The 14,497-nt window shown below is 52.0% G+C and carries 17 protein-coding genes; 5 read left to right on the forward strand and 12 right to left on the reverse strand.

Going from position 1 to position 14,497, the window contains the following annotated elements; all coding sequences use genetic code 11:
- Positions 1 to 7: 7 nt before the first annotated feature.
- From atpD to RDY34_RS08270, 9 genes are all read right to left on the reverse strand, one after another.
- A complete protein-coding gene (gene atpD / locus RDY34_RS08230) occupies positions 8 to 1,405 on the reverse strand; it encodes a F0F1 ATP synthase subunit beta (protein ID WP_003750991.1) in 1,398 nt (465 codons plus the stop codon).
- A 38-nt stretch (positions 1,406 to 1,443) separates the two neighbouring features.
- Positions 1,444 to 2,319 (reverse strand): F0F1 ATP synthase subunit gamma, encoded by an 876-nt coding sequence (gene atpG, locus RDY34_RS08235; RefSeq protein ID WP_003750989.1) that lies wholly within the window; start codon positions 2,317 to 2,319, stop codon positions 1,444 to 1,446.
- 24 nt (positions 2,320 to 2,343) lie between these two features.
- Positions 2,344 to 3,891, reverse strand: coding sequence for a F0F1 ATP synthase subunit alpha (gene atpA / locus RDY34_RS08240; RefSeq protein ID WP_308074498.1), 1,548 nt, complete (start codon positions 3,889 to 3,891; stop codon positions 2,344 to 2,346).
- A gap of 10 nt (positions 3,892 to 3,901) precedes the next feature.
- Positions 3,902 to 4,435, reverse strand: a complete 534-nt coding sequence (locus tag RDY34_RS08245; RefSeq protein WP_003683778.1) for a F0F1 ATP synthase subunit delta — start codon at positions 4,433 to 4,435, stop codon at positions 3,902 to 3,904.
- Between the two features lie 4 nt (positions 4,436 to 4,439).
- Complete coding sequence (locus RDY34_RS08250) at positions 4,440 to 4,910, reverse strand: F0F1 ATP synthase subunit B (protein ID WP_003676108.1); 471 nt, start codon at positions 4,908 to 4,910, stop codon at positions 4,440 to 4,442.
- A 73-nt stretch (positions 4,911 to 4,983) separates the two neighbouring features.
- Entirely contained in the window at positions 4,984 to 5,226 is a 243-nt protein-coding gene (gene atpE / locus RDY34_RS08255) for a F0F1 ATP synthase subunit C (RefSeq protein ID WP_003708448.1), read from the reverse strand.
- 56 nt (positions 5,227 to 5,282) lie between these two features.
- A complete protein-coding gene (gene atpB, locus RDY34_RS08260; protein WP_003708450.1) occupies positions 5,283 to 6,149 on the reverse strand; it encodes a F0F1 ATP synthase subunit A in 867 nt (288 codons plus the stop codon).
- The gene (locus RDY34_RS08265) at positions 6,139 to 6,492 is read right to left on the reverse strand and encodes an ATP synthase subunit I (RefSeq protein ID WP_002214803.1); all 354 of its coding nucleotides are present in this window, start codon (positions 6,490 to 6,492) and stop codon (positions 6,139 to 6,141) included. Before RDY34_RS08265 ends, atpB begins: the two co-directional genes overlap by 11 nt.
- Before the next feature lie 232 nt (positions 6,493 to 6,724).
- Positions 6,725 to 7,585 carry a ParB/RepB/Spo0J family partition protein gene (locus RDY34_RS08270; RefSeq protein ID WP_003708453.1) on the reverse strand — a complete coding sequence of 287 codons (861 nt, stop codon included), beginning with the start codon at positions 7,583 to 7,585 and terminating at the stop codon, positions 6,725 to 6,727.
- A gap of 157 nt (positions 7,586 to 7,742) precedes the next feature.
- Here RDY34_RS08270 and RDY34_RS08275 point away from each other — a divergent pair, with 157 nt between their 5' ends.
- Complete coding sequence (locus tag RDY34_RS08275) at positions 7,743 to 8,312, forward strand: UbiX family flavin prenyltransferase (RefSeq protein ID WP_002225832.1); 570 nt, start codon at positions 7,743 to 7,745, stop codon at positions 8,310 to 8,312.
- A 62-nt stretch (positions 8,313 to 8,374) separates the two neighbouring features.
- On the opposite strand, the gene RDY34_RS08280 is transcribed toward RDY34_RS08275, so the two are convergent.
- The 3 genes from RDY34_RS08280 to RDY34_RS08290 form a co-directional block, all read right to left on the reverse strand.
- Complete coding sequence (locus tag RDY34_RS08280) at positions 8,375 to 9,238, reverse strand: MetQ/NlpA family ABC transporter substrate-binding protein (protein WP_308074497.1); 864 nt, start codon at positions 9,236 to 9,238, stop codon at positions 8,375 to 8,377.
- Positions 9,239 to 9,432: 194 nt separating this feature from the next.
- Positions 9,433 to 10,119: a methionine ABC transporter permease gene (locus RDY34_RS08285; protein WP_308073880.1), complete on the reverse strand. Its 687-nt coding sequence runs from the start codon at positions 10,117 to 10,119 to the stop codon at positions 9,433 to 9,435.
- A gap of 1 nt (position 10,120) precedes the next feature.
- Entirely contained in the window at positions 10,121 to 10,858 is a 738-nt protein-coding gene (locus tag RDY34_RS08290; protein WP_025457632.1) for a methionine ABC transporter ATP-binding protein, read from the reverse strand.
- 529 nt (positions 10,859 to 11,387) lie between these two features.
- Here RDY34_RS08290 and ltgA point away from each other — a divergent pair.
- From ltgA to RDY34_RS08310, 4 genes are all read left to right on the forward strand, one after another.
- Positions 11,388 to 13,223, forward strand: coding sequence for a lytic transglycosylase LtgA (gene ltgA, locus RDY34_RS08295; RefSeq protein WP_003750972.1), 1,836 nt, complete (start codon positions 11,388 to 11,390; stop codon positions 13,221 to 13,223).
- A gap of 288 nt (positions 13,224 to 13,511) precedes the next feature.
- Positions 13,512 to 13,724: a 30S ribosomal protein S21 gene (rpsU, locus tag RDY34_RS08300; RefSeq protein WP_002214819.1), complete on the forward strand. Its 213-nt coding sequence runs from the start codon at positions 13,512 to 13,514 to the stop codon at positions 13,722 to 13,724.
- 131 nt (positions 13,725 to 13,855) lie between these two features.
- Positions 13,856 to 14,302 (forward strand): GatB/YqeY domain-containing protein, encoded by a 447-nt coding sequence (locus RDY34_RS08305; RefSeq protein ID WP_002259436.1) that lies wholly within the window; start codon positions 13,856 to 13,858, stop codon positions 14,300 to 14,302.
- Between the two features lie 20 nt (positions 14,303 to 14,322).
- Positions 14,323 to 14,472: a hypothetical protein gene (locus RDY34_RS08310; RefSeq protein WP_009345481.1), complete on the forward strand. Its 150-nt coding sequence runs from the start codon at positions 14,323 to 14,325 to the stop codon at positions 14,470 to 14,472.
- Positions 14,473 to 14,497: the final 25 nt, after the last annotated feature.

Consider the following 14,497-nt stretch of genomic DNA (forward strand, 5'->3'; position numbering starts at 1 on the left):
GACCTCCTTAGTTTAAGGTTTTCGCTTTCTCTACTGCTTCTTCAATGCTGCCGACCATATAGAATGCCTGCTCGGGTAGATGATCGTATTCGCCGTTCAAAATGGCTTTGAAACCGGCAATAGTATCGCGCAGAGCGACATATTTGCCTGGAGAACCTGTAAACACTTCGGCAACGTGGAACGGTTGAGACAGGAAGCGTTGGATTTTACGGGCACGCATTACAGTCAGTTTGTCTTCGTCAGACAATTCGTCCATACCCAGAATGGCGATAATGTCGCGCAATTCTTTGTATTTTTGCAGAGTAGACTGTACACCGCGCGCTACGTCGTAGTGCTCTTGACCCAATACCATCGGATCCAATTGGCGTGAAGTAGAGTCAAGCGGGTCAACTGCAGGGTAAATACCCAAAGATGCAATATCACGGCTCAATACGACGGTTGCGTCCAAGTGGGCGAACGTAGTTGCCGGAGACGGGTCGGTCAAGTCGTCCGCAGGTACATAAACGGCTTGGATGGAAGTAATGGAACCGGTTTGGGTAGAGGTAATACGCTCTTGCAAACGACCCATTTCTTCGGCCAATGTCGGTTGGTAACCCACTGCGGAAGGCATACGACCCAACAGTGCGGATACTTCGGTACCGGCCAGGGTGTAACGGTAGATGTTGTCCACGAAGAACAATACGTCGCGGCCTTTACCGTTTTCATCTTTTTCGTCACGGAAGTATTCGGCCATAGTCAAACCGGTCAAAGCAACGCGCAGACGGTTGCCTGGAGGTTCGTTCATTTGGCCATACACCATGGCTACTTTATCCAATACGTTGGAATCTTTCATCTCGTGGTAGAAGTCGTTACCTTCACGGGTACGTTCACCCACACCTGCGAACACGGACAGACCGCTGTGCGCTTTGGCGATGTTGTTAATCAATTCCATCATGTTCACGGTTTTGCCTACACCGGCACCACCGAACAGACCTACTTTACCGCCCTTAGCAAACGGACACAGCAAGTCGATCACTTTAATACCGGTTTCCAACAATTCGGTAGTTGCAGACAACTCGTCGAATTTTGGAGCAGTTTGGTGAATGGCACGGCTCTTGTCGGTATCGATAGGACCTGCTTCATCAACAGGTGTACCCAATACGTCGACAATACGACCCAATGTACCTTTACCTACCGGCACAGTGATTGGCGCACCAGTATTGCTTACAGACATGCCGCGTTTCAGGCCGTCTGAACTACCCATTGCAATAGTACGGACAACGCCGTCACCCAGAAGCTGTTGAACTTCCAGAGTCAGACCGTTCTCGTCCAATTTCAGGGCATCGTAAACATGCGGGATAGCGTCGCGTGGAAATTCCACGTCAACCACCGCACCAATAACTTGTACGATTTTGCCTTGGCTCATTATCGTATCCTAATTTCCTGTTCAGGCTTCAGACGGCATTAAACTGCCGCCGCACCTGCTACAATTTCTGACAATTCTGTGGTAATCGCGGCTTGACGCGATTTGTTGTACACCAAGCGCAATTCTTTGATGGCATTGCCTGCGTTGTCGGTTGCGGCTTTCATCGCTACCATACGCGCGGCTTGTTCAGATGCCATGTTGTCGCTCAATGCCTGATAAACCACAGACTCTAAATAGCGGCGAACCAAATATTCCAATACGGCGATAGGACTCGGCTCGTAGAGGTATTCCCAAGTAAATGAAGAATGACCTGTTCCGTCGTCAATAACGTTTTCACCGATAGGCAGCAAAACTTCCATACGCGGCTCTTGGCGCATCGTGTTGATAAAACGTGAGTAAACCATATGGATACGGTCTAATTCATGCTTCTCATAACGTTGGAAGATTTCGGTCAAAGAGCCAAGCAACGCCTCCATTTTTGGGGTGTCGCCCAAATTGGTTGCGCTGGCAATAACATTCAAACCGATGCTTTGGCATGCAGCCAAACCTTTGCTACCCAGGCACACGACTTCGACTTCGATGCCTTGTTCCTGATACTCTTGAACTTGCGCCAAAAACTTTTTCAGTACGTTTGCGTTCAAGCCGCCGCACAAACCTTTGTCCGAGGTAATCAAGATGAAACCGGCACGACGCACTTCGCGGTGCGGCTCCAACAGTTTGATACCATGATCGGCATTAGTCTGTGCAAGATGGCTCATCACTGTACGCACTTTTTCGGCGTACGGACGCGCTAAGCGCATCCGGTCTTGAGTCTTCCGCATTTTAGAGGTCGACACCATTTGCATCGCTTTAGTGATCTTTTGGGTATTTTGAACACTACGGATTTTGGTGAGAATCTCTTTTCCGACTGCCATTTCAGACTCCTTTCATCTCAATACTTATGCTTGGTAAGCGTAAGAAGATTTGAAAGATTTCATGGCTTCGGTCAATGCTTTTTCACTTTCGTCAGACATTGCGCCTGATGCATTAATCGCTTCCAGAACCTCAGGATGTTGCGTATGTACGAAACTCAGGAATTCTGCTTCGAAAGCCAAGGCTTTGGATACCGGAACATCTGCGTAAGAACCGTTGTTGATCGCCCACAAAGTCAATGCCATTTCGGCAGTGTTCAATGTACTGAATTGTTTTTGTTTCATCAATTCAGTAACCACTTCACCGTGTTGCAGCTGTTTGCGTGTTGCTTCGTCCAAATCGGAAGCAAATTGCGAGAACGCCGCCAATTCACGGTACTGTGCCAACGCCAAACGAATACCGCCACCCAGTTTTTTGATGACTTTGGTTTGTGCTGCACCACCTACGCGCGATACGGAAATACCGGCATTGATTGCAGGACGGATACCGGCGTTGAACAAGTCGGTTTCCAAGAAGATTTGGCCGTCTGTAATCGAAATTACGTTGGTTGGTACGAATGCTGATACGTCACCGGCTTGGGTTTCAATAATCGGCAACGCAGTCAGAGAACCGGTTTTGCCTTTTACTTCGCCATTGGTCAGTTTTTCAACTTCGTTTTCGCTGACACGGGCTGCACGTTCCAACAGACGGGAGTGCAGGTAGAATACGTCGCCAGGATAGGCTTCACGGCCAGGTGGACGGCGCAGCAGCAGGGAAATTTGACGGTATGCAACGGCTTGTTTAGACAAGTCATCGTATACGATCAGCGCATCTTCACCGCGGTCACGGAAGAATTCACCCATGGTACAACCGGAGTAAGGAGCGATGTATTGCAGTGCAGCGGCTTCAGAAGCAGTCGCAGCAACCACGATAGTATGTTCCATCGCGCCATGCTCTTCCAATTTGCGTACTACGTTGGCAATAGAAGATGCTTTTTGACCGATAGCCACATAAATACAGATAACGCCTGTACCTTTTTGGTTAACGATGGCATCCAGTGCTACGGCAGTTTTACCGGTTTGACGGTCACCGATGATCAGCTCACGTTGACCACGACCAACCGGAACCATAGAGTCAATGGCTTTCAGACCGGTTTGCATGGGTTGGTCAACCGATTTACGCGCAATCACACCCGGTGCGATTTTTTCGATTGGAGCAGTCAAAGTTGTATTGATTGGACCTTTACCGTCGATAGGACGACCCAATGCATCAACTACGCGGCCAACCAATTCGCGACCGATCGGCACTTCCAAAATACGGCCGGTACAGGTAACTGTATCGCCTTCTTTAATGTGTTCGTACTCACCCAACACTACGGCACCGACGGAGTCACGCTCCAAGTTCATAGCCAGACCGAAAGTGTTACCGGGGAATTCGAGCATCTCACCTTGCATCGCGTCTGATAAGCCATGAATGCGCACAATGCCGTCTGTAACAGAAACAACGGTACCACGGGTACGCACTTCTGTATTGACGGACAGATTTTCGATTTTGGCTTTAATCAAATCGCTAATTTCAGCAGGATTAAGCTGCATGAAAACTCTCCTAATTTGTCATAGTCGCATACAAAGCATTCAGTTTGCCTTGTACGGACAAATCCAAGACCTGATCACCCACTTCTACTTTGATGCCGCCGATTAATTCAGGGGCAACTTTAGTTACCACATCCAATTTGCTATTGAAGCGTTTTGTCAGGATATCGGTAACATCGGCCAGCTGCTGAGAACTGAGCTCATACGCGCTGTAAATTACTGCCGATTTCGTATTGTTGTGTATCAAGGTCAAATCTTGATATTGGGCATAAATTTCCGGCAATACCAGCAAACGCTTTTGCTCGGCCAAAACGGTAATAAAATTTGCCAATTCGACATTTTTGATACCGACAAGACCTTTGAGCGTTTCTGCCTTTTCGGAAGCTCCCGTTTCCGGCTGCTCGATGAAAGCAATGACTTTCTCATCCTGAACAACCGCTGCGAGTTCTTTCAGTTCGCCCAACCAAGACTCGATTTGGTTTTTTTCCTGAGCCAGACTAAACAATGCTTTCGCATAAGGTCTGGCAATCGTTGCGAACTCTGCCATAAGATTACAGCTCCTGTTTTAAGGCACTGAGCAGATCTGCATGTTTGGAAGCATCGACTTCTTTACGCAGGATAGATTCCGCACCTTTAACAGCCAATGAAGCAACCTGTTCGCGCAACACTTCGCGTGCACGGTTAACTTCTTGCTCTACATCAGCTTTTGCTTGGGCTGCAATGCGTGCTGCTTCATGAGAAGCTTGCTCTTTGGCTTCTTCTACAATTTTTGCAGCACGTTTTTCGGCGTTGGCAACCATTTCGGTTACCTGATGACGCCCTTCGGCCATAAGTTCTGCAACTTTTTTCTCTGCTTGCTCAAAATCGCTCTTACCGCGCTCGGCAGCAGCCAAGCCCTCGGCGATTTTTGCAGCACGCTCATCCAATGCTTTGGCAATCGGAGGCCATACGAATTTCATCGTAAACCAAACCAAGCCAAAGAAAACTAGGATTTGCGCAAATAAGGTTGCATTAATATTCACGTTACTTAACCTTCGTATCTGGGTTAATCAAACAGACGGTAAGCCTGTATCTGAACGGATTTCTCCGCCTTGATTACGCAGCACCAGTACCAAACGGGTTAACGAAGGCGAACAACAGGGCAATAGCCACACCGATCAAGAAGGCCGCATCAATCAAACCGGCAATCAAGAACAGCTTGGTTTGCAGCGGACCGATCAGTTCAGGTTGGCGAGCAGAAGACTCCAAATATTTAGAACCAACCATTGCGATACCGATAGAGGCACCCAATGCACCCAGAGCAACAATCAAACCACATGCGATAGCAATCAAACCCATTTTAAACTCCTTAAAGAAACAAAGGTTAAACTACAAAAACAAACTACTTAGGAAAATCAGTGCGCATCATGTGCCTGTCCGATATAGACAAACGCCAATGCCATAAAAATAAACGCCTGCAGGGTAATAACCAAAATATGGAAAATCGCCCACGCCAATCCGGCAATAATGTGGAAGACGAACAAAATCGGATCCATTGCTTCAACGCTGCCGGAAGCCGCCCAAGCACCACCAAGCAAGGCTATCAGCAAGAATACCAATTCGCCCGCATACATATTGCCGAACAACCGCATACCGTGTGATACGGTTTTAGAAAGAAACTCGACCAAATTCAACAGAAAGTTCGCAGGTGCGAGTTTTGCACCGAACGGCGCACTGAACAGCTCGTGAAACCATCCGCCCAATCCTTTGATTTTGATGTTGTAATAGATACAAATCAGCAACACGCCGACAGCGAGTGCCAAAGTGGTGTTCAAATCGGCAGTCGGTACGACACGCAGCAGAGCGTGATGATTGCCGGTAATGCCCTGCCATACCATCGGCAGCAAATCGACCGGCAGCATATCCATCGCGTTCATCAGGAAAATCCAGACAAACAGCGTCAGACCCAACGGCGCGACGGCTTTTCTAGACTTTTCATTGTGAATGATGCTCTTACACATATCGTCCACAAACTCGAACAAGATTTCCACGGCGGCCTGAAAACGTCCGGGAACGCCTGCCGTCGCTTTTTTTGCACCGCGCCACAACAGGAAGCTGCCGATTACGCCCAACAGGACGGCAAAAAAGACGGCATCAAGGTTAATAAACGAAAAATCAGCAATGTTTTTCAGTCCCTGACCCTGAGTAACATCCGACAAACTGGTCAAGCTCTGCAAGTGGTGCTTGATGTAGTCGGCAGCGGTAATGGTTTCACCTGCCATAATCTTTCACTCTCAACAATACTAAAAAAACCAAATGGCTGACACCGAGCAGCCCCATCAGAAACGGGGCGAACACCAGCGATTGATGCCATATTGCAAATACGGCAAGCATAGACAACAGCGACAGCACTACTTTTAAAATCTCTCCGAAGACGAACATCCTGCTTTGCAGGAAGGGGTTTCCCCTGAAAAGTTTTAAAAGTAAAACTGCAACAAACGTGGGAAGCAGGTAGGACAAACCGCCCCCGACCGCCGAAAGGAATCCGGCAAAACCCCATACGGCAAAGGCAACTGCGGCGCATATGGACAATACGGCGGATTGTAGGATGATAATCTGCTTCATAAAGGGAATGTTTCCGCCTCGGATTTGAGGCGCGGCTAATATAATTTAGAAGCCTTATTACGTCAAGCGACAGTTAATCTTTGTGAAACAACGTACTCCAATCCGCCGCACCCGCCGCCTGAATAACGGCGGCAGGTGTCATTCTAACACACATTACATATAATTACAGATTATTGGAAAGTTTGTCCGAATTTCTTTACGTTTTATGTTTCAGACGGCATATCCTGCAAAATTAAGGCAGGTAATCTATTCCCAACTGCTTCAAGATGTGGTCGAAGGTTTCGGGCGTGTCGAAATGCAGGATGATTCTGCCTTTTTTATGGTTGGCGGTTTTGATTTCGGCGTTAACACCCAGTTTTTCAGTCAGCAAATCATTCAGGCGGCCGATGTCGGCGGCGGCAGTTTTTTTGGGCTCGGGGCGTTTGTTTTGAAGAGCGGCCTGGCTGCGGCGTTCGACTTCGCGCACCGACCAGCCGTTTTTGACGGCCTTTTGCGCCAACTCGAGCTGTTCGACGACGGGCAGGGTCAGCAGTGCGCGGGCGTGCCCCATTTCGAGGCGGCGTTGGTAAAGCATTTCCTGCACGGGTTCGGGCAGGCTTAAAAGGCGCAGGCTGTTGGAAATCGCGCTTCGGCTTTTACCGACGGCTTGGGCGATGGTTTCGTGGGTCAGCCCGAACTCGTCGGCAAGGCGTTTCAAGCCTTGTGCTTCTTCGATGGGGTTGAGGTTTTCGCGCTGGAGGTTTTCGATCAAACCCATTGCCAACGCAGTTTCGTCGCTGATGGTTTTGATAACGGCAGGGATTTCGGACAGACCGGCAATCTGTGCGGCGCGCCAACGGCGTTCGCCTGCAATCAGTTCGTATCGGGACAGTCCGTGTTCGCGCACGATGACGGGCTGTATCACGCCTTGCGCCTTAATCGAATCTGCCAGTTCCTGCAAGGCTTCGTCATCGATTTGAACACGCGCCTGATAGCGGCCGGGCCGGATATCTTTAACCGCAACCGTGGTCAATCGGTCGCCGCTGCTGTTGTCCGCGCCGTTGGCGAGCAGCGAATCCAAGCCGCGCCCCAATCCGCCTTTTACTTTTGCCATACCGCCCTCCCGTGCCTATTCAGATAGGATGTTAAATCGGGTATTTTATCGGATATTGGGTGTTGCCGACAATTTGTATCCGTGTTTATCGGATTTCTGTTTTTTCACTATAATAGCCGGTTTGCCGTTGCAGGCGGTTTTATGGGAAAGGCGGATGATGGTACGGCGTTTGATAATCGGCATCAGCGGGGCGAGCGGTTTCCAATACGGCGTGAAGGCTTTGGAACTTTTGCGCGCGCAAGATGTCGAAACGCACCTTGTGGTATCGAAAGGCGCGGAGATGGCGCGCGCTTCGGAAACGGCTTATGCGAGAGACGAAGTATATGCCTTGGCGGACTTCGTGCATCCGATCGGCAATATCGGGGCGTGCATTGCCAGCGGTACGTTTAAAACGGACGGGATGCTGGTCGCCCCCTGTTCGATGCGGACGCTTGCCTCGGTCGCGCACGGCTTCGGCGACAACCTCTTGACGCGTGCGGCGGATGTGGTTTTGAAGGAAAGGCGGCGGCTGGTGCTGATGGTGCGCGAAACGCCGCTGAACCTTGCCCATTTGGACAATATGAAGCGGGTAACGGAAATGGGCGGCGTGGTGTTTCCGCCCGTGCCGGCGATGTACCGCAAGCCGCAGACGGCGGACGACATAGTGGCGCACAGTGTCGCACACGCTTTGTCGCTTTTCGGAATCGATACGCCGGATTCGGCGGAATGGCAGGGAATGGCGGATTAAAGGACAAAAATGCCGTCTGAACACGGAATGCGGTTCAGACGGCATCATTTTATACGACTGCCTTATTTGGCTGCGCCTTCATTCCAGGCGGCAGGGTATTTGTAGCCCTCGAAGCGTTTGTGCGCGTAGGCTTTGAACGCGTCGGAGTTGTAGGCCTCGGTTACGTCTTTAAGCCATTGGCTGTCTTTGTCGGCGGTTTTGACGGCAGACCAGTTGACATAGGCAAAGCTCGGTTCTTGGAACAGGGCTTCGGTCAGCTTCATGCCGCTGCTTATGGCGTAGTTGCCGTTGACGACGGCAAAATCCACGTCGGCACGGCTGCGCGGCAGTTGCGCGGCTTCAAGCTCGACGATTTTGATGTTTTTCAGGTTTTCGGCGATGTCCGCTTTGGATGCGGTCAGCGGATTGATGCCGTCTTTGAGTTTGATCCAACCCAGTTCGTTCAGCATCACCAAGGCGCGTGCGAAGTTGGACGGGTCGTTGGGCGCGGATACGGTGCTGCCGTCTTTGACTTCTTCCAGCGATTTCAGCTTGCCCGGATACAGTCCCAAAGGCGCGGTCGGCACTTGGAAAGCTTCGGTGATGTCCAGATTATGTTCTTTTTTGAAATCGTCAAGATAGGGTTTGTGTTGGAAGACGTTGATGTCCAACTCGCCCTCCGCCAATGCCAGATTCGGGCGCACATAGTCGGTAAACTCGACCAATTTGACGGTGTAGCCTTTTTTCTCCAGCTCGGGTTGGATTTGTTCTTTGACCATATCGCCGAAGTCGCCGACGGTCGTGCCGAAGACGATTTCTTTTTTCGCCGCGCCGTTGTCGGCGGCGGCAGAAGCGGATGCGGCGGGCGCGCTGTCTTTTTGACCGCCGCAGGCGGCGAGGATGAGCGCGAGTGTGGCGGCGGAAAGGGTTTTGAAGAAGTTTGTCATGTTATCTCCTGATATGTGGGAAAGTTTCAAACTAAAGCTGCAGGCAATAAATCCGTCATAGTTTAACATTCAGACGGCATTTGCCGCAGAAAAGATTCTATAGCATTTTTAACAGTACGGCGGATATTTCACCCCGCCGTATCGTCCTCAGACCTGAAGGCCTGCTTCATCTGTGCTTCAGACGGCATTCGGGTTTAACGTTTGTCGAGTTTCCGCGCCAATGCGTTGCCGATGCTTTGAATCAGGATAACGAGCAGCACGAGAATGGCGACGATGAAAATAATGACTTCAGTTTGATAGCGGTAGTAGCCGTAGCGGATGGCGAGGTCGCCCAAGCCGCCGCCGCCTATCATTCCTGCCGCCGCGCTGTATGACAAAAGTCCGATGGCAAGCACGGTAATGCTGGAAACCATGCCCGCGCGCGCTTCGTTCAAGAGGACTTTGCGGACGATAGCAACCGGCGGCGCACCCATCGCGGCGGCGGCTTCAATCACGCCTTTGGGGACTTCGCGCAGGTTTTGTTCCACCAGTCGGGCGAAGTAAAACAGACCGGACACGCTCAATACCAGCGAGGCGGCAACCGGACCGATGGTGCTGCCGACAATGGCGCGTGTGGCGGGTATCATCGCAATCATCAAAATGACGAAGGGGAAGGCGCGCATGAGGTTGACGAGGTTGTCGAGCAGGAAATTTACCGGCTTGTTGTAATGCAGTTGGCGGCTGGAGGTTACGAAGAGCAACACGCCCAGCAACGTGCCGAAAACGACGGCGAATGTGGTGGACAAACCGACCATTACGAAGGTTTCGCCCAATGCGCGGACGATTTCGCCTTTCATACCGATGATGTTGGAAACGGTTTGTTGGAATGTTAAGTCTGCCATATCAGTCCTCCCGAATCAGTTCGCGCCCGATGTCGGATCGGGCGTGGATTTGGTTGCCGCGTACTTCGACGATTTCGACGACTTTTCCCTTATCCAACAGGGCGGCGCGGTCGCACAGTCGTCTGATGACGCTCATTTCGTGGGTTACGATGACGATGGTTACGTTGAAGCGTTTGTTGATGTCTTCCAAACATTCCAAGACGCTGCGCGTGGTGGCGGGGTCGAGGGCGGAAGTGGGTTCGTCGGCGAGGATGACTTGGGGTTTGGGCGCGAGCGCGCGGGCGATGCCGACACGCTGTTTTTGTCCGCCGGAAAGCTGGGCGGGATAGTGGCTGGCGCGTTCGGTCAAGCCGACGATTTCAAGGCATTCTTTAACGCGTTCTTTGATTTTTTCAGACGGCCATCCGGCGATTTCCAATGGGAAGGCGACGTTACCGGCGACGGTGCGGTTGTTCAACAGGTTGAACTGCTGAAACACCATGCCGATATTCTGCCGCGCCCGGCGCAATGCGGCGGCATCGAGCGCGGTCAGCTCTTGTCCGCAGACGTTGACCTTGCCCGTGTCGGGGCGTTCCAACAGGTTAATCAGGCGCAGCAGAGTGGATTTGCCCGCGCCGGAATAGCCCATCAGCCCGAAGATTTCGCCGTCGCGGATTTCGAGGCTGGTCGGCTCGACGGCGGCAAAACGGGTCTTGTCGCGCGTTTGGTAATGCTTGGAAACCTTGTCCAAAATAATCATTGTCTTTTCCATAAAACAAAGCCCGATGTCGGACACAACGGGCGCGGAAGATAAAGCTGAAATTGTCGGAACGCTTTAGCTGTTATGCCCGCAAGCTGTGTCAAATCGGCAGGTTAATTTTCGTAGGATATTATCGGGAAAGCGTTTTTTTGTCAATAAAGCAGGAAGCGGGCAACCATTTCGGACAATATAGTGGATTAACAAAAACCAGTACAGCGTTGCCTCGCCTTAGCTCAAAGAGAACGATTCTCTAAGGTGCTCAAGCACCAAGTGAATCGGTTCCGTACTATTTGTACTGTCTGCGGCTTCGTCGCCTTGTCCTGATTTTTGTTAATCCACTATACCGTCTGAAACGGGCAAAGGCAGCGGTTCGCACCCAAACGGCAAATTATTGAAAAATATAAATTATGTCGGAAACATTCCAAAGGTGGTGCAGTTTCGGCATATAATTCGGGCAAACGCCTGTTCAGACGGCATTTTGTCTTTTCCAACCCTGACCGTTCAGGGTTCAGATTCTTAAGGAAATCCGATGTACCTACCCTCTCTGAAGCATTCCCTGCCGCTGCTGGCAGCCTTGGTGCTTGCCGCGTGTTCTTCCACAAACACACCGCCAGCCGGCAAAGCAGAAACTGCCGATCTTTCGGCAAGCGTTCCCACCCGCCCAGCCGAACCTGAAGAAAAAACACTGGAAGATTACGGCGGCTACCCGTCCGCACTGGATGCAGTGAAACAGAAAAACGATGCGGCTGTCGCCGCCTATTTGGAAAACGCCGGCGACAGTGCGATGGCGGAAAATGTCCGCAACGAGTGGCTGAAGTCTTTGGGCGCACGCAAACAGTGGACGCTGTTTGCACAGGAATATGCCAAACTCAAACCTGAAGGGCGCGCCCAAGAAGTCGAATGCTACGCCGATTCGAACCGCAACGACTATACGCGTGCCGCCGAACTGGTCAAAAATACGGGCAAACTGCCTTCGGGCTGCACCAAACTGTTGGAACAGGCAGCCGCATCCGGCTTGTTGGACGGCAACGACGCCTGGAGGCGCGTGCGCGGACTGCTGGCCGGCCGCCAAACCACAGACGCACGCAACCTTGCCGCCGCATTGGGCAGCCCGTTTGACGGCGGTACACAAGGTTCGCGCGAATATGCCCTGTTGAACGTCATCGGCAAAGAAGCACGCAAATCGCCGAATGCCGCCGCCCTGCTGTCCGAAATGGAAAGCGGTTTAAGCCCCGAACAACGCAGTTTCGCGTGGGGCGTATTGGGGCATTATCAGTCGCAAAACCTCAATGTGCCTGCCGCCTTGGACTATTACGGCAAAGTTGCCGACCGCAGACAACTGACCGACGACCAGATCGAGTGGTACGCCCGCGCCGCCTTGCGCGCCCGACGTTGGGACGAGCTGGCCTCCGTGATCTCGCATATGCCCGAAAAACTGCAAAAAAGCCCGACCTGGCTCTACTGGCTGGCACGCAGCCGCGCCGCAACGGGCAACACGCAAGAGGCGGAAAAACTTTACAAACAGGCGGCAGCGACGGGCAGGAATTTTTATGCGGTGCTGGCAGGGGAAGAGTTGGGGCGCAAAATCGATACGCGCAACAATGTGCCTGATGCCGGCAAAAACAGCGTCCTCCGTATGGCGGAAGACGGTGCAGTCAAACGCGCGCTGGTGCTATTCCAAAACAGCCGAACTACCGGCGATGCGAAAATGCGCCGTCAGGCTCAGGCAGAATGGCGTTTTGCCACACGCGGCTTCGACGAAGACAAGCTGCTGACCGCCGCGCAAACCGCGTTCGACCACGGTTTTTACGATATGGCAGTCAACAGCGCGGAACGCACCGACCGCAAACTCAACTACACATTGCGCTATATTTCGCCCTTTAAAGACACGGTAATCCGCCACGCGCAAAATGTTAATGTCGATCCGGCGTGGGTTTACGGGCTCATCCGTCAGGAAAGCCGTTTCGTTATGGGCGCGCAATCCGGCGTAGGCGCGCAGGGGCTGATGCAGGTTATGCCTGCCACCGCGCGCGAAATCGCCGGCAAAATCGGTATGGATGCCGCACAACTTTACACCGCCGACGGTAATATCCGTATGGGGACGTGGTATATGGCGGACACCAAACGCCGCCTGCAAAACAACGAAGTTCTCGCCACCGCAGGCTATAACGCCGGCCCCGGCAGGGCGCGCCGATGGCAGGCGGACACGCCCCTCGAAGGCGCGGTATATGCCGAAACCATCCCGTTTTCCGAAACGCGCGACTATGTCAAAAAAGTGATGACCAATGCCGCCTACTACGCCTCCCTCTTCGGCGCGCCGCACATCCCGCTCAAACAGCGTATGGGCACCGTTCCTGCACGCTGACGTACCGATGCCGTCTGAAACCCGCCCGGTCTTTCAGACGGCATTTTTATCCCGAACGGCATTGACGGCGAACCATAAATATAAGACAATCCGAAAATTGTTTTTCCTGCTTTTTCAAGCAGCTTGACACGGCACAAGCCGACCCGTTAGGAGGTGATGTTTCCGTCACGGCGCGTATCCCGCCGCCGCAAGGCACAGCGATACGGTAAACCTTCAACACCGTCTGCCCTACCCTTTCCACCGATATGATGGGCAGATGCAACAACCGAATTTATTAAAGGAAATAAAATGCCTGCAATCCGCGTAAAAGAGAATGAACCATTTGAAGTCGCTATGCGCCGTTTCAAACGCGCCGTAGAAAAAACCGGCCTGCTGACCGAGCTGCGCGCCCGCGAAGCCTACGAAAAACCGACTACCGAACGCAAACGCAAAAAAGCGGCAGCCGTAAAACGCCTGCAAAAACGCCTGCGCAGCCAACAGCTGCCGCCCAAAATGTACTAAACGTTCAAGTACAGATTACAGGTCAGCCCTGTGATATGAGGACACACCGCAAGACCTGCTCTGCGGTGTGTTTTGCTTTTCAGACGGCATCGAAACCCGCCGTTTCCATCCGACATCCCAGCGAGAACATTATGAGCCTGAAAATCCGCCTTACCGAAGACATGAAAACCGCGATGCGCGCCAAAGACCAAGTTTCCCTCGGCACCATCCGCCTCATCAACGCCGCCGTCAAACAGTTTGAAGTGGACGAACGCACCGAAGCCGACGATGCCAAAATCACCGCCATCCTGACCAAAATGGTCAAACAGCGCAAAGACAGCGCGAAAATCTACACTGAAGCCGGCCGTCAGGATTTGGCAGACAAAGAAAACGCCGAAATCGAGGTACTGCACCGCTACCTTCCCCAAATGCTTTCCACCGGCGAAATCCGTACTGCGGTCGATGCCGCCGTTGCCGAAACCGGCGCGGCAGGTATGGCGGATATGGGCAAAGTGATGGGCGTATTGAAAACCCGCCTCGCCGGCAAAGCCGATATGGGCGAAGTCAACAAAATCCTGAAAGCCGTGCTGACCGCCTGATTGCCCGAATATCGGACAAAATGCCGTCTGAAGCCCGTATCGCAGGTTCAGACGGCATTTTCAATATCCCAATATCGAATCGGCAGGGGCAACACGGTTTTGATACGCCGAAACGGGTTTTGCCGATAAACAGATTCCGTTTGCGCCCCATCGGACAAAATGCTGTCTGAAACACGATTCCGTTCAGACGGCATA

The organism is Neisseria polysaccharea (genome assembly GCF_963392925.1).
GTDB lineage: Bacteria > Pseudomonadota > Gammaproteobacteria > Burkholderiales > Neisseriaceae > Neisseria > Neisseria polysaccharea.